5 protein-coding genes are annotated in these 19,617 nt (G+C 55.6%); all 5 read left to right on the forward strand.

The annotated features are described in order from the left end of the window. Positions 1 to 559: 559 nt before the first annotated feature. On the forward strand, positions 560 to 6,685 hold the full coding sequence (locus B212_RS0104015; protein ID WP_028530597.1) for a non-ribosomal peptide synthetase: 6,126 nt from the start codon (positions 560 to 562) through the stop codon (positions 6,683 to 6,685). An 11-nt stretch (positions 6,686 to 6,696) separates the two neighbouring features. Next, positions 6,697 to 7,884, forward strand: a complete 1,188-nt coding sequence (locus B212_RS0104020) for an MFS transporter (RefSeq protein ID WP_198015828.1) — start codon at positions 6,697 to 6,699, stop codon at positions 7,882 to 7,884. After that, the gene (locus tag B212_RS0104025; RefSeq protein WP_019909106.1) at positions 7,881 to 17,054 is read left to right on the forward strand and encodes a type I polyketide synthase; all 9,174 of its coding nucleotides are present in this window, start codon (positions 7,881 to 7,883) and stop codon (positions 17,052 to 17,054) included. Before B212_RS0104020 ends, B212_RS0104025 begins: the two co-directional genes overlap by 4 nt. Positions 17,055 to 17,065: 11 nt before the next feature. Further along, entirely contained in the window at positions 17,066 to 18,256 is a 1,191-nt protein-coding gene (locus B212_RS0104030) for an Acg family FMN-binding oxidoreductase (protein ID WP_019909108.1), read from the forward strand. Positions 18,257 to 18,502: 246 nt separating this feature from the next. After that, positions 18,503 to 19,537: a dienelactone hydrolase family protein gene (locus tag B212_RS0104035; RefSeq protein WP_232231462.1), complete on the forward strand. Its 1,035-nt coding sequence runs from the start codon at positions 18,503 to 18,505 to the stop codon at positions 19,535 to 19,537. The last annotated feature ends 80 nt before the right edge of the window (positions 19,538 to 19,617 follow it).

Consider the following 19,617-nt stretch of genomic DNA (forward strand, 5'->3'; position numbering starts at 1 on the left):
AACAGCCCTCTTCTCCCTCGGAATCACAGCATCCGCCGTTGGATCTATCTCTATCCGCCCATTGCGTTTAGCGTGTGCATACATCAATGATATCGCTTTATGGACGGAGGTAATCGTGCTATGACTCTTCCTATCAGTCTTCAGCTTTTTCTGAATTTTTAGCGATTCCTGAAGGGATTCGCCCTCTCTAAATCCTGATAGGTAAATAATTCACTGGTTTCTACCCAGCTCTTCGATACCCAGATAATAACATGTCTGAGGATTAGTTGAATATGTCTTTGCTCATTCAAAGCCCCATTGCAATCCTCCACTAAACTACAGAAGTAACCGAAGAATCTGCTGTTACCTTACTACTGAAAGGGATGTTTTCTCCCCGATTTTGCTAGATATCCCCCAATGGAAAACATTCATTACGTAAATCTGATGTTAAATTTTATAAAAAAAGAGAATTTTGGTAAAACGTCATTGACACAAAATCCCATTTCAAGGTAAATATCTTGTATAAGAATATCTGTAACAAAAAATTATCGGTGCGAGGGGGAGTGGCTTAGTGAGTAAAATGTTTGTTCGTTCATCAAGTGTTGCAAGCGGTACTAGTCAAGCGGTTTATCGGCTGGTTTCAAATGTAACGGGTCATAGGATCGAAGATTTGAATTCCGATATGTATTTGGAAGATGATCTGGGAATGGATTCCATCAAAATGATTACCTTAATGAATGAATTAATCGGATTGGTTCCGGCAGAGCAAATGGATGATTTTACGGCCGCATACCCGCTGACTGTCCTGATGGGTCTGCAAACCGTCGGCGAGCTTGTACAGATTGTTGAGGAATGGGAACATGCCCGGCGGGAAGGGGCAGAGGTACAGACTGTGGTTGGTACTGCGCTTCAAGCCCAGGAAGAGATCTGGCCGGAGCCGGCTGCAGTAAAGGAGGAGCATTCATCTGCCCCCGATCTGCGTGAACAGTTGAGTAAAGAAGTTTGCAGGCTGATCTCCAGCATTACCGGACATAAATCTGAAGATCTGCATACGGATATGGATCTGGAGAGGGATTTGGGCCTGGATTCTATTAAAATGATTACCTTAATGAGCGAGATGGTTGCATTGCTCCCTGCCGATTCATCCGGTGGACACAGCGAAAGCCATCTGGTCACGTCGTTCATGTCTATGCATACGGTGGGAGATATCGTGGAAGCGCTGGCCGTCCGTAGCGGGGGGAACAGCGGTGCCCTGACCGTTACAGGTGACGAGAACACTATTGTGGCGGAGATTCCTGAAAATGAGCCTGAATTTCTTGAAATATTACATTCCCAATATTTATTTCTGATCACCTATTTGTCGGTAGCCAACTTGACCATAACGTCAGGAGTACGCCTGCGGGGGAAACTGGATACCGGACGCCTGAGGAAGTCATGGGGCGAGCTGATCCTCCGCCATCCTGTATTGCGGGCCGTGTTCATCACGGAGCCGGGGAACGCGAGCCTTAAGGGGTATCGTCTCCAATTACTGAAGGCTGCGGCGCCGCCGGAAATTCCCGTCCTGGATATCAGACATCTGGATGAACCAGCGAGGCGCCGGTGGATCTCGGACAGGTTCGAAGCCTCGCTGAATGAGAAATTGGATATCACCCGCTGGCCGCTGCATTCTCTGTCAGTTATCCAGACGGCTGACCTGGAATACGAGCTGATTCTGGACATCAGCCATATGATCTCGGACGGGCTGGGCAACCAGCAGATTCTGAGAGAATTAATAGAAATTTACGGAGCAGAACCGCACAGCAAAGCAGCCAAGCTGAGGCCCGCGCTGCCAGCCGGGGAATATAACCGTATTGTATCTGAAATCAATGCCTGGAACGCTCCAGAAGAGATGGAGGCGCTGGACCGGTATTTGCAGCAGCAGGGCCGTGCAGCCTACTTCTTCAACCCCGGCGGGGCAAGCGTCAGGGCAGATGCAGCCGGTGCTGCCGGAGCCGTTATTCGTTCCTTCAAATACTGGATCAGCGAGGAAATAACAGCACGGCTGATTGCCTCAACCAAGACCTGGCGCACCTCTCTCTTTATTCTTCTGGTCAGCGCATATCTGAAGACGATCAGGCAGCAGGGGGAGGAGCGGGATCAGATTATTCTGAATCTTCCGACTAGCGGCAGGTTGTACCCCCATACGGATGCTTCGGAGGTGCTCAGCGCCTTTGCCCAGAATCTTGCACTCAGCTTCACCTGCGGGGACGCCAATGAAGAATGGGAATCATTAATTGACAGAACACATAAAGAATTCACCAATCAATTCTCCTCAGGCATAGACAGGGCTCAGACCTACAGAGCTGCACAGTATGCTAAAGACACGATCCATCTGCAGAACGGCGTGATGCCGGAAGCGGTGGCCTCCATGATCCGCTCCACGTTGAAATCAAACCTATATCTTTCATTTGTCGGCAATACATCCATACATGCGCAATACGGGGATTACGAAGTTTATGATTATGAGGCTTATACAGGAACCAATCCGGGAACGATTGACTGCCTGGCTGAATTGTTCCAGGGCAGGCTGATGATCACGGCTAACTATGATAGCAGCTTTTTTGAGGATGATTATCTCGGAGAGCATATGGACAGGTTCATGGACAACCTCATCCAGCTTGCCAATATGGGACCTTCAGGCAAGCCGGTGCTTGCCGCGACAGATACCGAAGAGCCGCATAGCGCGGAAATAAGAGAACGGCTGTACGGAATAGTCCGGGATATTTGTGGAACGGCGCTTGACGGGGAAGCCCTGTTCAAGGACATGGAGGCAGAACTCGGGATGGATTCCCTGCAGCGTATCCGGATGGTTACCAGGCTGGGCAAAGTATTCGGGCATGCCGACAAGGCGTCATTGCTCGAATGCAGGACTCTTAATGAAATGATTACCCATATTACCCATGTGAAAAATGTGATTGAACCTGCAGGCAGGGACTCTGGATTAGACATTCCCTACCTCCATATTTCCCGTCAGTGCAAGGCAACTCCCGATGCGGTTGCGATATTGGACGGCATCACGGAGGTTACCTACCGTGAGCTGGACGAGCAATCCAACCGGCTTGCGCATTATTTGATTTCACAAGGAGTGCGTTCGCAGAGCCTGGTCGGGCTTCTGACGTTCCCGGGCCGTCATATGCTGACCGGAATTTTGGGGATCTTGAAAGCGGGAGCGGCTTATGTGCCGCTTGATCCGATGTATCCCGCTGACCGGATCGAATATATCGCGGAGCATGCACAGCTCAGTATCCTGCTCACGGAGCAGTCGCTGCAACAGCAGGCAGATCCTATAGCACAGAAGAGCTCTTCTATCCGGAAAGTAGTCTATCTCGATGAAGGGTATGAAGCCCACGGCTATTTTGAACAGGCGGGAACGGAAGATTGGCAGAAATGCCCCGCAGGCGATTTGCGGGTGGACAGCGCCCCCCATGATCTGATGGTTGTGCTGTATACATCGGGTTCAACCGGGAAGCCCAAGGGAGTCATGCTGAATCACCGCGGCTATATGAACCGGCTGGAATGGCATCAGATGACCTTCTGCCTGCAACCTGGCGAACGTGTGGCCCAGAAGACCTCCTGCTGCTTCGATATTTCCGTGTGGGAGCTGCTGTGGCCGCTGATGTACGGCGGAACGGTATGCCCTGTAAGGCAGGAAATTGTCAAGAATCCCTGGAGCCTGGCCCGGTGGATGACGGATACCGGAATCAATGTCATGCATTTCGTGCCCTCCTTGTTCGGTGAATTTGTAGATTCATTGGAGGATGAGAGCTATACCTTTCCTGCGCTCCGCTGGCTGATTTTCAGCGGAGAGGGGCTGCCGCTCCGTCCGGTGCAGAAATGGATGGACCGCTATGGATATAACACGAAGCTGGCTAATCTGTATGGCCCTACCGAGGCTTCTATTGATGTTACTTTCCACATCCTTTCAGAGCGGCCGGGTTCAGCAGGGGAGCTGAGCATTCCGATCGGCAAGCCGATTCCCGGCGTGTATCTCAAGAATCTGGATGAGCACATGCATGAAGTGCCCGAGGGTGAGCTTGGCGAGCTGTGGATCGGCGGCATTCAACTGGCCAAAGGGTATCTGTATAACCCGGAAAAAACCCGCGAAGCGTTCCATCCCAATCCGTTTCCCGAGATTCCGGGAGAATTCATCTACCGCACAGGTGATTTGACGGTTAAACGGGCGGACGGAAGCTATGAGTACCATGGACGCACCGACAACCAGGTGAAGCTGCGCGGCTTCCGTGTAGAGCTGGGCGAAATTGAAGCTGTGCTGGGCAGCCATGAGCATGTAGCCGAGGCGGCGGTGATTGTCACTCAGCCCGCGCCCGGACAACAACTGCTGCTTGCCTGCCTGGCCGGCAAGCAGGTGCCGGACCAGGAGATGAAGGATTTCGCCGTCCGCAAGCTTCCGTATTATATGATTCCGCATCGGCTGGAATGGCTGCCCAGGCTGCCCAAGAATCCGAACGGCAAGCTGGACCGCAAGGCGCTGAGTGTTATGTTCAGCGGAACAGGGCACACGCCTCAAGCTTCAGAGCTCCAGGCTCCCCCGGCGGAGCGTGAGCCGCTGAGCGCAGGGGAACTGCTCCCGCTTGCGCCGGCGCAGAGCTGGCTGATGAATTATTTCGATGATCCTTACTGCTGGGCGGGCTATACCCGCTTCCTATACAAGCAGCCGCTGGATTTCCAGCAGTTCAAGCAGGCTGCCATGATGCTGAACCGGCGCCATGACGCGCTGAGAAGCATTCTGGAGCGGAAGGATAACGGCTTTGAACAAAGGCTCCTGCAAGGCGAGCTGGGAGACAATGCGGATTTCTATGATGGCAGCCACATGGAAGCGGCTGAGAGAAATGAAGAAATTGGGGCGATTCTGGCAGAAGCGGTTCAAGGGTTCCGGGTGGATCAATGGCCGTTATGGCGGATCATTGTCATTCAGGTATCGGAAGCGGTCTATGAGATTGCGGCGGTCGGGCATCACCTGATTTCGGATGTGATCACGAATCAACTGCTGCTGCAGGAGATCTGGCAGATTTACGCTTCGCTGAGCCCGGGAGCCCGGGACATAAGCTTACCCGCTGCCAAGCCGTTTGCCGATTTTGTCCGGGCGGCCCAGGACAAGAAAAGAATCCACGGGAAAGAGTACGCAGACTACTGGTCCGCACATTTCCCTCCGGAATCCGTGTGCAGGCTGCCGGCGGATTTCATCAAGGGACCCAATGACGAGCAGTCTGCTGCAACTCAGCGCTTCACGTTTGACCGGGAGATGACCTCGCTGCTCCTGACCAGGGCGAAGAAGCATTTCAACAGCAATGTATATCCGATTTTGCTGGCCCCTCTATATAAGGTGTTGAGTGTTTTTTTCGGACAGCCGGAGGTTGTCGTCAGCCATCGGGTGCATGGAAGAGAACTCGGCAGCGGACAGAATTTCATGCAGACACCGGGCAACTTTGCTGTGAATTTTCCGATGGGGATAAACGTGGAGAAGGGCAGCCTGTGGAACAATCTGATCGCAAGCATCCGCAAAGGTCTTGAAAATGTGCCGCTTGGCGGGGTGAGCTATGATCTGGTATCCGAGAATCTGCCGCGCTACATGTACCCGGATGTGAAGCTGACTCCAATCCGGGCGAACTATCTCGGGAACCGGGATGCCCCCCGCCTGTCGGGCCTGGAATTTTCCAGAGAAGGCATGGACCGCAGATTTTCATTGCCGGGTCAGAAACGGATATCGGTTATTGAATTCTTTTTCTCCATAGAAGATGGGAAGCTGACCGTTGAGATCGAGTACTCGGCTAATCTTTATGCTGAAGCTACGATCCAGAGTCTCGCTGAGCAGTACAGGGAGCAAGCCCTTGAGCTGCTGGCATCCATTCAGGATACCCCGGTGCTGCCCCCGGCTCCCCGAAAAGGACTGCTGGCAAATAAAGTAGCGGTCATTACGGGCGGCAGCAGAGGCATCGGACGGAGCATAGCCTTGTCCATGGCCGGTGAAGGGGCCGACATTGTACTGGTATCCAGATCCGGGCAGCAGCTTCGGGAAACTGCGGATGAAATCCGCCGCCTGGGCGTGAAGGCCATGTCCATATCCGCCGATGTGAGTGACGCCACAAGCGTCAATAAAGCGGTTGAACAGATTATTGGCAGCTTCGGCCGTATTGATATTCTTGTCAACAGTGCGGGAATTACCGGCATGGCGGCGATGGCCGACATGAGTCCGGAGAATTGGGAGTCGATCATTCAGGTGAACCTGCTTGGAACCTATCATTTCTGCTACGCGGTGATCCCTTATCTGATCAGTCAAAAGCAGGGCAAGATCATCAACATCGGCTCGGATTCCTCATTTATCGGCTATCCGATGATGAGCGCTTATGCGGCATCCAAGCACGGGGTGCTCGGACTGACCCGTGCACTGTCAGAGGAGCTGAAGAACAGCAACATTCAGGTGAACGCTGTGTGTCCGGCGCTCGTCGACACCGGCATGGCGCCGGCGGCCTTCAAGGGGCGGGCGATTCCTCCGTCAGGGGTTGCGGACTCGGTGGTGTTCCTGGCCTCTCCAGGTGCGGACTATATTACCGGCGAGGCTGTGCAAGTCTACGGCAAACAAGATATGCACTGGTTCGGGGCACAGCAGATGCAGATGCTTCAGGCCGTGCAGCGCAGACAGCCGTAATGGGCGGCGTGATGGAACAAGAGACGCACCGGGCAGGGAAGCCGGGCGAGCTTTTTGGAGGCGGGAAAGCCGTTGTTTACGGTATCGCCCTATTGGTAGGCACCTCCGTCGGTATCATTAATCCGCTCTCTACTACTCACATGACAGCGAATCACGGGGAAGAAATATGGATAGGGGTAATCTCCTCCTCCTACTTTTTCTTCATGGCGCTTGGCTCCATGGTTGCAGACAGAACGATGAGAGGTACCGATATGAAGAGAGTCATTACGGCAGGCCTGCTGCTTACGGCGGTCTGCTCGGCGCTCTTTCCGCTGTTCACCGCGAATGCTGTCTGGCTGCTGTTGATGTCACTTATGGGTGTAGGCATCAGTTGCAACATGATGGGACTTCAGACGGCGCTCCACAGTCTCACGGATGAGAAGAGTCTGGGGATGGTCAGCGGCATGTACAGTCTGTGTTTTGCGCTAGGGCTGATTGCCAGCTCTGCACTTGCGCCTATGGTCTATGACCAGGTGGCCTGGCTGCCGTTTGCGTTCAGCAGCTTCTGTCTGGTGCTCGCTTCAGCGGTTATCTATTTTAAGCTGCCGGGTACACTGATCATTCCCGGGCGTGCAGGGAAAAAGGTGCTGCCCAAAATCAGCCAGCCGCTGTTCGGTGCCTTTGTCTACGGGTTCGGCGAAACGATTGTGGTGTCCTTATATCCTCTGTATCTGATCCGTGAGCATGTTGCCGTTGCCCAGACGGGGTACGGATTAAGCATCTTTGCCGTCGGCAGCATCCTTGGCCTGCTGCCGGTCACCTATCTGGCTGACCGGATCGGATGTAAGAGGTGCCTGATTTTATGTGTAGCGATCTCGATCTTTACCCTTCTGGGCATTGTGACTTCCGGCAGCATGACTTCACGGCTGCTGTTCTCCTTTGCTTCCGGGTTCATCATCGGCCCCCTGTACCCTTTGGCAATGGCGCTTACGGCCCAGAAGCTGACGCCAGGGGAGAGGTCCTCCGGGAACGCTTGGTTTACCACATTTTATGGCTATGGATCAGCGGCGGGTCCGTTCTTATCCTCAGTAGCCATGAATGCATGGGGCAATCAGCATTTATTCTCTGTATGTGTGCTTCTGTTCTGCCTGTTCCTTGCCCATGCGGCAATGACAAGAAAAGGATCGAAAGTAAGGGTGACAAAGGAGGAAATATTGTGAGCAGTTCCAAACGGAAGAAATCAGAAACCAGCCTTTCCATCCTGAAGGGTGAAAGCATCACCGGCAGATTTACGGAAATGGAGAATCTGGCCAAAGTGCTGGTTCACGTGTCCGGCAATAAGGACCGGGGCATTACCTTCCTGCAGAATGACAATTCAGAGTTCTTTCTCTCCTACCTGGCCCTCCTTGAAGGCGCAACCCGCCGTCTGGGCGGCCTGCAGGAGCAAGGGTTTACACCAGGCCAGTATGCACTTATTTTGCTGGAGGACAGCCGGGAATTCGTTCTTACGTTCTGGGCATGCATCCTGGGCGGAATCATCCCCGTACCGGCCTCCTATCCTGCTTCTTCAAAGGTCATCAATACCTCTCTCAGCAAGCTGCAGGCGATATGGGAGGTTCTGGAACGGCCGCTGATCATCTCGGACCACAGCCTCGCAGAGGCAAGGGATGAGATGGAGACCACGCTAGGGATCAGCGGCCTGCGGATTCTGGAAGCCGCAAGGCTGGATACAGCCGGACGGTCCGGGACCCTTATGCTGGCCGGGGCGCAGACTCCGGCGCTGATTCAATTCAGCTCCGGGAGCACAAGCGTGCCGAAAGGAACCATTCTAACCCATGATAACCTGCTAACCAACATTGAAGCGATTATCACCAGCTCAGGGATGTCGGATGATGACCGTGCCCTTGGCTGGATGCCGTATCACCATGATATGGGACTGATCGGCTTCCATTTGTCCACACTGGCCTGCGGAATCAACCAGTTCAATATGACACCGGTGAAATTTGTAAAACGGCCGACCCTGTGGCTGGATATGATCGACAAGCACCGGATTACCTTCACCGGCTGCCCGAATTTCGGGCTTCGGCTTGTCAGCAGCAGAGTGAAGGAAGAGCAGTTGAAATCCTGGGATCTAAGCTCGATCCGGCTGCTCTATAACGGAGCCGAGCCTATATCGGTCAAGACAATGCGGGAGTTTATGGACAAATTCGCGCATAGCGGGCTAAACCGCAGTGCAATGTATCCCGTATACGGAATGGCGGAGGCCTGCCTGGCGGTCAGCTTCCCCCGGCCCGGCGAAGAGCCGCTGGTCCATTCCGTCAACCGCGAGCGGCTCGTCGGCGAATTGCGGATTGAGGCCATCGGCGAGAACGACAGGCGTGCTTCATTAATTGCCGATGAGGGCTATCCTGTGAGAGGCATGGAGATCCGGGTCGTGGATGATGCTTCCGGTGCTGTTGTTCCCCAAGGAACGGTGGGAGAAATTCAGATTCGCGGCCGCAATGTGACTTCGGGTTATATTAATAACCCGGAGGCGACTGCGCGGTCATATCAGGACGGATGGCTGAAGACCGGCGACACCGGCGTTGTTCTGAACGGGCGGCTATCGGTAATCGGAAGAATTAAAGACATTATCTTTGTCAACGGCCAGAATTTCTTCGCGCATGATATTGAAGCGGTAATGGAGGAGCTGGAGGGGGTCGAGCCGGGCAAGATTGCCGTGTGCGGCTGGCATGATGAACAGGAAGGAGAAGAGAAGGTCGGGATTTTCTCAACGGTACGGCTGCAAGAGCAGGAGATGAAGCCGTTCTACGCCAAAATACTCCGTCATGTGAACGAGGTCATCGGCATCGCTGTAGACTATGTGTCTTTAATCCGCTCTATCCCCAAGACGACAAGCGGCAAGGTGCAGCGGTTCGTTCTTGTAGAGGCCTTCCGGAAGGGAGAGTTCCGGGATAAGTCGTATCCCGCCGCGTATTTCGCAGAGGAAACTAAGGAGTCTGACTCTCTACAGGCACCGCCGCTGCAAACATCTTTCCCTGTGGCGGCTCCGGGAGCCTATCTGGACAAAATTCGCGGCGTCTGGGCTGAAGTGCTGGGCCGTCCGCCTGAAGCCATTCCGTATAACCAATCATTCATGTCTATGGGCGGCACCTCGCTCAAGGCGATACAGATTCTGGGCGCTTTGGAGGACCAATTGGGAATTGAGCTGACCCATGATCTGCTGATTAAATGCCGCACCATTGAGGAGATGGACACTTACCTCGCCCGCAGGGTAAATACGGGCGGCAATCCGCTCTCTGCCGGGGAGCGGCAATCCGCTGCCATCCAGGGAACCGGCAGCGGCGATGCAGATATTGCTGTGATTGCGATGGCCTGCCGGTTCCCGGGGGCTTCAACTCCGGAGGAATTCTGGAGCAACCTGCTGCGGGGGAAGGATTCCATCGGTGAAGTGCCGCGGGACCGCTGGAATATTGACGATTATTACAGCCCCACTCCGGAATTCGGCAAAATCTACTGCCGCAATGGAGGGTTCCTTGATAACCCGTATGGTTTTGACGCCGCTCTGTTCGGCATCTCCGGGGATGAGGCGGCGGTGATGGACCCGCAGCAGCGGATCGTGATGGAGCTGGTATACGAACTGATCGAACGGGCCGGATATTCGAGGCAGCAGATGAATGGCAGGGATGTCGGGCTGTTTGTCGGAGCGGGCGGTAACTCCTATTTCGAATATCACCTGAATACCCTGAACCGGATGAACCTGCAGAGCTTTGACAGCTTCTCTACGCTGACCGGCGTGCAGCAGGAGCGTATTCTGGAAGAATGGAAGCGGAAGCTGGGGGTTACGGGAACCCATCCAAACCTTCTGGTGGATAATATCATCAATATGATTCCGGCACGGACCTCCCAGGAATTCAACTTCAAGGGACCCAGCATGGCGGTGGATACCGCCTGCTCCTCTTCCCTGGTCACGCTGCATCTGGCCGCAGCCTCCATCCGCAGGGGGGAATGCGAATCCGCCATTGCGGGCGGCATTCATCTAATGCTGACGCCGACCTCCTATCAATACTTCAGCAGTGCCGAAGCCTTGTCTCCTACGGGCCGCAGCCGCGTGTTCGCGGCTGATGCGGATGGCTTCGTTCCGGGCGAAGGCGCCGGACTGGTGATGCTGAAACCGCTGGAGCAGGCGCTGCGAGACGGCAATCCGGTGCTGGCGGTGCTGAGGGCCAGCGGAATCAATAATGACGGGCATTCCATCGGCGTAATGGCTCCGAATCCGGACGGGCAAAGGGAACTGATAGAATCCCTGTACATCCGGCACAATCTCAGTCCGGCGGATGTGCAGTATGTGGAGGCTCACGGAACAGGTACCAAAATCGGCGATCCGAGCGAAGTCAGAGCACTGGACAGTGCCTTCAAGCGCTGGGGGCTGCTGCGGCAATCCGTTGCCATTGGATCGGTGAAATCCAATATTGGCCATCTATTGGGAGCGGCGGGCATTGCAGGCTTCATCAAAGTGGTGATGGCGCTGCAGAACAAGATCATGCCGCCGCAGATAAATGTCTCCGCTCCGAACCCGATGCTGAAATTTGAGAAGACGCCGTTCTATCTGCTTGGCGCAGCCCGGGAGTGGTCGGTGGCAGAAGGAAAAGCCAGAAGAGCGGCGATCAATTCCTTTGGCTTCGGCGGCACAAACAGCCACATGGTGGTTGAAGAAGCGCCCGCACGGGCCTCGACAAGTGAGACGGAGCGGCCGGTGCGCGCCAAGCATGTTATCGGGCTGTCCGCGCAGACTGAGCCGGCGCTGCAACAGAAGATGCTGGAGCTTGCGGCTTTTCTGGAGCAGCATGGGGACTATCCGCTGGCAGATGTCTGCTACACCGAGAATGCTGCACGAACCGCATTGCCGCACCGCTTCCATGCCGTGACGGATTCGGTTCAGGATCTCATTACAAAGCTGCAAACCGGAGTGCCGGATTCTGCCCCGGTCTCCCATTCACCCGCAATAGCCCTGATGTTCACCGGACAAGGCTCGCAATATGCGGGCATGGGCAGAGCGCTGTATGAAGGACTTCCTGCCTTCCGGAGAAATGTAGACGCCTGCTCCGCAGCGTTTGAGCCTTATCTGGACCTGAAGCTGACGGACCTGATCTATGGCGGGCATGCCGATGACGGACAGCTTGCCCAGACGCAGCTTACCCAACCGGCCGTCTTTACACTGGACTATGCGTTCGGACGTCTGCTGCTGGATGCGGGCATCCAGCCCGCTTATATGCTGGGCCACAGCATCGGAGAATGGACCGCCGCATGCCTTGCGGGCATCGTCAGTCTTGCCGATGCGGCGAGACTGGTCGCCGCAAGAGGCAGGCTCATGGGCGGGCTTCCGGCTGCCGGAGCCATGGCTGCCATATTCACTTCAGGCAGCGCGCTCGAAGAGCTGCTGCAGCCTTTTGCCGGTTCCTTATGGGTTGCCGGGTATAACGTTACACATCAGGTGGTCTCCGGCAGCAGCGGGGCGGTTGAGGAATTCCTCTCCGTACTCCAGACAAAGGGAATCGGGGCCAAACGGCTGAAGGTGTCCCAGGCCTTCCACACTCCGCTGATGACCCCGATGCTGGAGGCGTTCAGGAAGGAGCTGGAGGCCACTGTGTTCCATGCGCCGCTGATTCCGGTGATCTCCAATGTCACCGCCGGAGTGATCGAAGGTCCGCCTGCGCCGGAATACTGGCTGCGGCATATCCTGGAGGCTGTCCGCTTTGAACAGAGCCTTGCTTATGCGCTGGATCAGGAGGTCTCGGTTCTGATTGAATGCGGACCGGACGCTATCCTATCCGGGATGGCAGGAGGGCTGCCGCACCCGCGCAAGCCGCAGGTGCTTCATGCCCTTAGCCGCAAAAAAGATCCGTGGGACACCTGGCTTGGCCTGCTCGGTGAGCTGCATTGCCTTGGCACCGGGCTGGACTGGGCGGCTGTGGAGCAAGGCAGTCTTTTCCTTAAAGTACCACTGCCGGTCTATCCTTTTGAGCATACAATCTTTAAGCCCGATTTCGGAGACGTCTCCGGCCCGGACTCTGCTGTAAATGCAAGGAAGTGGCTCTATGAATGGAAATGGAGACCTGAACCGCTTGCGGAAGACAACAGCCTTGCAGCCGGGGCGGTGCTGGTATGGAAGGGGGAAACGGAGTTTGGCAAGGAACTGGAGCGCATGCTCGACACTGGGCGCAATCCTGTCTTTTATGTAAGCCTCGGCAATGAACCGCACTATGACGGGGATCGGAGCTTCACTATACGGATGGATAGGGAAGAGGATTACAGCGCCATGCTGCGCCAGTTGCCGTGCGCTGTCTCCACCGTAATTCATATGTCCAACTACGCGCGGGAGAAGCTGGTGGCCCCGGCGCTTTTAACGGACATAAGGGCGGTGAACGATGGAATATGGAGCCTTTATTTCCTCGGCCAGATTCTGGTGCTGCAGGGTCTGAGCAATGTGCGGCTGGTCATTGTGACGAATAAGGCATTCAGGCTGGAGGGAGATCTGGAAGCAGGCCATCCGGCTCAGGCGGCAGCGGCTGCGGTGGGCCAGGTCATGGATTTGGAGCATGAAGGGATTCATGTCTCGGTGCTGGATATGAACAAGGAGGACTATCCTTCAGGCCACGAATTTGCCGCTGCCCTGCACGCTGCCCTGATGCTGAGGGCAAACGGGGAATCTGTCACTGCGATCCGCAGCGGTACCGCGTATTCCCGGAGCCTGGAACAGATGCCGGAGCAGGCCGCCGGGGATGTGTATGAACCGTGCAGCGGTGAGACCTACCTGATTACCGGCGGCACAGGGCTTGTCGGCAGCCGGATTGCCGAAGCGCTTGCCCGGCAGGCGCAGATCAATCTGGTGATTACCGGCCGCAAGCCGGTTCCAGCCAACCCTGAGCTTCTTCTAGAGCTGGAGAAGCTGGGGGCGCAGGTGATGTATGCGGCAGTGGATGTCACCAGCCGTGCGCAAATGGAGGAATTGCTGACCCGCATTCATGACGTCTACGGACCGCTGCATGGTGTTATTCATGCGGCCGGGCAGATGGAATATGCCCCGCATAAGCTGCTGACCCGCAGCCAGGACGAGATCAAGCAGGTGCTCGCTCCGAAGTGGCAAGGCACGATTATTGCGGATCTTGTTACCCGGCAGGAGCCGCTGCGTTTTTTTGCCGCCTTGTCCTCCATCTCGGCTTCCCGCAAAGCCTGGGCTTCCGGACTTGGGGATTATGCCGCGGCGAACGCGTTCTTGAACGGCTATTGCATTTACCGTGGAGGGGACAATGCGCCGGGGCGTTCCTTATCTATTAACTACTCGCTCTGGAAGGATACGGGAGAAGGAACGGATTTCGGCAAGCTGGTGGAGCTCTCCCTTAAGGGACAAGGCTTGCAGCCGCTTGACCATGAAGCAGCAGCGGCTGCTTTTCTGAGAGCCTTGTCCTCTGCCGGGTCTGATATTGTTCATGTGCTCAATCTGGCGGAGCCGAAGGCGCAACAGAGATATTCCGCACTTCCTCCCAGGCAGCAGGAGCCTGCGCGGGTGGCGGAACGACCGTTTGTCTATCGCTCCGCGAGAGAAATCAGAGATATTGTCTACCTGGCTATCGGTGAGGAATTGCGGATATCCATCCGTCAACTGGAAACGGGCAAGAATTTCACGGAGCTGGGGCTGGATTCGGTTGGCGCGATGCGGGTGGTTGCCGACATTGGCGGCAAACTGGATGCCGAGCTGTACCCGACCCTGATTTTTGAATATCAGACGCCGGAAGCCCTGGCCTCGCATATTGCGGAGCTGTTGACGGAGGAATCAGCGGCTTATGCCGCTACAGCTCTGGAAACAGCGGGCACAACTGCTGCACCCGGCCCGGAAGAGCGGCAGGACATCGCCATCATCGGCATGGGGCTGCGCATACCGGGGGCGAACAGCCTGGAGGAATACTGGGACCTGCTGTACAGCGGCAGAAGCGCCATCCGTGAAGCGTCTCCCGGCAGATGGTCGGCTGACAAGCACGTGAACACGGATGCTGGCGTGCTTCACACCTCTTATACCGGCAAAGGCGGGTTCATCGACGCCCCGTATGATTTTGACCCGCTGTTTTTCGGCATGTCGCCCAAGGAGGCGGAGTCTACAGATCCGCAGCAGAGAATTTTCCTGCAGATTTGCTGGGAGGCCTTGCAGCAGGCGGGATACGGCGGAAAATACCGCACCCGCAGAATAGGGGTGTTCGCAGGCTGTGAGCAGAACACCTACATGGAGCATTTCGCCAATTACCGTTCCTTTATGCTGATTAAGGAACGATTGCTGGACAGTCCGGCCTTCAGCGGGATGCAGCCTGCGGAGCGTAAGGAGATTCTCGCCCGGATCTCCGGTGTGCTGGAGCCTGCACGGCTGGTCGCCGATGTGGTTGCAGGGAACGGCCTGAATGAAGTGGCGGCGCGGGTCAGCCATTGCCTCAACCTGAGCGGGCCGAGCCTGATCGTGAATTCCGCCTGCTCCTCATCCCTGGTCGCCATCCATATGGCCTGTGAGAGTCTGCGGACCGGACAGTCGGAAATGGCGCTTGCCGGAGGGGTGAATCTGAATCTTAGCCCGACGCCGTTTGTGTCTCTGAGCCGGGTAACCGCGCTGTCTCCAACAGGGGAGTGCTATCCGTTTGACCAGCGGGCGAACGGAATGGTTCTGGGGGAAGGGGCAGGCGCTGTACTCCTGAAGCCGCTTCATGCCGCCCTGCGGGACGGCGATCCTATTCACGCGGTGATCAAAGGCTCGGCGGTCAACAATGACGGGCGTTCCCAGGGAATCACTGCTCCCCGGCCACAGGGGCAGGCCGAGGTGATCCGCGAAGCGTTTGTGCGGACCGGCATTCATCCGGAGACGGTATCCTATATCGAGACACATGGCACAGCCACACCGCTGGGCGATCCGATTGAGATTGAAGGCATGACACGGGCGTTCAGCAGCTTTACGGACAAGAAGCAGTTTTGCGGCATCGGCTCCGTGAAATCTTCTGTCGGGCATATGTTATCCGCCGCTGGGGTGACCAGTCTGATTAAGGTAGTGCTGTCTCTGAAGCATCAGATTCTCCCGCATACGGTAAATTACGAGCAGCCTAATCCTAATATTGATTTCGAGCATTCCCCTTTTTATGTCGTCGATAAGCACCCCCGGCAGTGGGAAGCCGCCGGAGCCGCTCCGCTGCGGGCCAGCGTGAACGCCTTCGGATTTGGCGGAACCAATGCCCACGTTATTCTGGAGCAGGCGCCGCCGGAGCCGGTTGTTCTCCCTGATTCGCTGCAGCCTGCCCCGCAGCTTCTGCTGCTTACGGGCAGAAACGAATCTGGACTCAGACAGGTTGCCGGCAGGCTCCGCGCCTACCTTGCGGATAATCAAGAGCTTAGCGCTGCTGCCGTCTGCCGCGCAATGAACCGTTCGCAGAAGGAATTGCCGGTTAAGGCAGCGGCTGTCGTAACCTCCAGGGAGCATCTGGCCGGCATTCTCTCGGCTGTTGAAGACGGCGGGAGCATGGCCGGGCTCCTCAGAGGCCGGGCTAATCCGAACCGAACGGCTCCGGTCCAATGGGTGCTTGACGGCGGAAAGGCCCTGAGCGGCCAGGAATTGGATGCTGCCAGCGCACGGTTCCCTGGCTTCGGCCTGGCTTACCGGGAGGTCATGGAGGCAGCGGGTGGAGCAAGCCGGCAGATTGAATGCCTGGCCAGCCAGTTTGCGCTGGGCAAGCTGCTTCTTGATATGGGCATCCGTCCTTCAGCTATACTGGCCGAAGGGGCCGGCATTCTGGCCGCTCTGATGCTTACGGGACGAATTACGCTGACCCAGGCGGTTCTGTTCATTCAGGACGGACGGGAGCCGGCAAGAGATTCTTCGCCTATCCCTGAAGGGCTTGTGAAGTGTGCGGTGGTCATTCCTTCAGGAACCGTTGATCAGCAGCTCATGGATGGTCTTTGGCCGCTGATCGCAGAGTCCATGCCGAACGGTCTGGCACTCACAGACTATGAACGTTCATTGGAAGCGGGCGATACGCTGCTGATCTGCGGCAGCCTTAGCCGCCGGGACAGCATGTCCCTTGCGGGCATCCGGGGAGTGTCTGCCGTCTGCCTGCCGCTTGAGCATGACCCTGTGGAGAATTTGCTGCGGGCAATGGCAGAGCTGTATGTGCTGGGTGTGCCGTTTGATCCCGCAGGACTGTCAGTTCCAGGCGGGCGAACCCTGACCCTGCCGACGTATCCCTTTGAATATGCGGCGTATAAGGCGTCGTTCGAGGATGAACTTCTGCTGCCTCAAGCATCAGGGACTCCTTACGTTGAGCCGAATACCAGAAAAGGACTCAAAAAAGTAGAGGTATAAAGGAGAGGGCCATGAGCAAGCGCGCCAAAATATCTGTGATCATACTATCATCGGTTATTATTGTGCTCATCCTGCTTGCCGGAACGGTATTCACGGCGAGCGGCGTATTTAAGAAAGCCAAGTACCTGGATCCCTGGAAACGTGATTACGTGGACCAATTCGAGGATCCGAGAGTGAAGCTGGCTGCTTATGGCCTACTTGCTCCGAACGGACACAATTTGCAGCCCTGGAGGATTCGTCTAGACAAGCAAAATCCGCTAAAGTTCTCTTTGTACACGGACAATACACGTCTCGCGCCGGCATCCGATCCGCTGGCCCGGCAAACCATGATTTCCCAGGGCACCTTTCTGGAATATATGAGGGTTGCCGGAGAACAGTTGGGCTATCGGGCGGCATTCAGGCTTTTTCCGGAAGGGGAATATGATGAGCAGCAGCTTAGCGGGAGTATGGACCGGAAGCCTGTAGCGGAAATAACGCTGTCCAAGGCACAGCCTGCGGCTAATCCGTTGTTTGATTATATGTTTTTGCCGGATACGAACCGGATGGCCTATAAGCCCGGTCCGTTGACAACGGAGCAGCGCCAGCGTCTGGAGCAGACTAATGCGGATGAGGATTTGAAGTTAACCTTCATGGAGGGTTCGGCGGACATCAAGAAGCTGGGAGAATACGGTATAGAGGGTACAGACATCGAAACCGGACTTAAGCGCATGAATGATGAGTCCGCTAATATTTTCCGTTCGAATGAGAGCCAGAAGAACAAATACCGGTACGGTTTTTCGTTTGAGGGGCAAGGAACCACGGGCGTGAAAAAGCATCTGCTCCAAGGCATGATTACAATCGTCCCATTCTTTAATAATGAGGAAGCTTCAACGAAGCTCGCCGTAGATGCGGCCCGGACGGCAGCCGAACATTCCCCGGCATATGCACTGATTCTCAGTAAGGACAACAGCCGCACCAGCCAGGTAAAAGCAGGCATGCTCTACAGCCGGCTCGTTCTCGCCGGACATGAGCAGGGGCTGGTAATGCAGCCGTTGAGCCAGGTGCTGGAGGAGTACCCGGAGATGAAGACGCCGTATACCCGAATCCATCAGGAGTATGCTCCGGGTGGTGAGACGATCCAATTTCTGATCCGTCTGGGCCAGCCGACGCAGGATACGCCGCTGAGCATGAGAAGGGAGGTTAACGACCTGATTGCAGATTGAGCTAGACATACAGGGGGGCTTATGTACAATAATTATTAAATATGAAATTACTTACCCTGCCGGCATTGGCGGGGGATTTTTTACATAGGGGATGATTCTTATGGGCAAATGCCTGCTGTGCTGCCGAAATGGACATCGCTTGGTATGCTTGTAATCCAAACTTCTATAATTTCCGCATATCGTTCTAAAAAAATCTGCATGGAAATCCGTTATCTTGAACTTATAGGAGATTAAAAAGGAGGATGCATGAAGATGTGGAAAGGGGATTCATTTTTAAAAGAGTTATATGAACAGACCGCTAGTAGGAGGGCCTTGGAGAATGAGGGTAGGGCACCGGACGAACGCAAGCAGCGTATGAAGGAACGGCTGGAATCGTCGCTTGGCGAATTCAACTTGACCGGGCAAGGGCAAGTTCAGCCCAAATTGCTGGAGCGTATCGAATTTGCGGACTATACCCGCGAGCGGGTCGAGTTATCCATTGTGGAGGGATTATCGTTCGGTGCGTATCTCCTGATTCCCAAAGGAGTGCCGGGCAAGCTGCCGGGGGTGATCGCAGTTCATGGACACGGGTACGGCAGCCGTCAGATTTGCGGCATGCTTGCAGACGGAACGCCTGATCCCGGCCATACGGATATTTATCGTCACTTCGCACTTGAGCTGGTCCGGCTGGGAATGGTGGTTATTGCGCCGGACGTGATCGGCTTTGGCGAGCGGGCGTTGCAGAGCGATCTGGACGCGGACCCGGAGTCGCCCAGCTCCTGTTATATGATGTCGGCGCAACTGCTGATGATGGGCAAGACGTTGACCGGTCTGCGGGTGGCCGAGATGCGGGGCGCGCTGGATTATTTTGCGGGCCGTGAAGAGGTTGATCCAAGCCGCATCGGGATTGCCGGCTTCTCCGGCGGATCGCTGATCGCGTATGTTACGGCTGTGCTGGACGAGCGGATTCGCGCAGTGAATCTGATCGGCTTTCCGAATACATTCAAAGACAGCATCATGGCCGTCCACCATTGTGTCTGCAACTATACGCCAGGCATTCTCGAAATCGGCGAACTGCCGGAGCTGATCGGCCTGATCGCGCCGCGGCCGCTGTTTCTGGAATCGGGCGACCGTGACCCGATTTTTCCGAAGAGGGGCTTTGAGCTGGCCGCGGAGGAGCTGCGCGCGATTTACCGGGACGCCGGAGCAGAGGACCGCTTCGGTTGGGATTTGTTCCCCGGTGTGCATGAGGTCAGCGGGCGGCGTTCCTTCGGCTGGCTGAAGCAGATGCTCCAGTCATAAATTGAATTTCCTGAAAAAGGAAGTGTCAATATATTGGAAACGTGCTAAGTTGAAGAGGAGAGAATACCTGGGCCGCCCTG

It is taken from the genome of Paenibacillus sp. HW567, assembly GCF_000374185.1.
Classification (GTDB): domain Bacteria; phylum Bacillota; class Bacilli; order Paenibacillales; family Paenibacillaceae; genus Paenibacillus_AQ.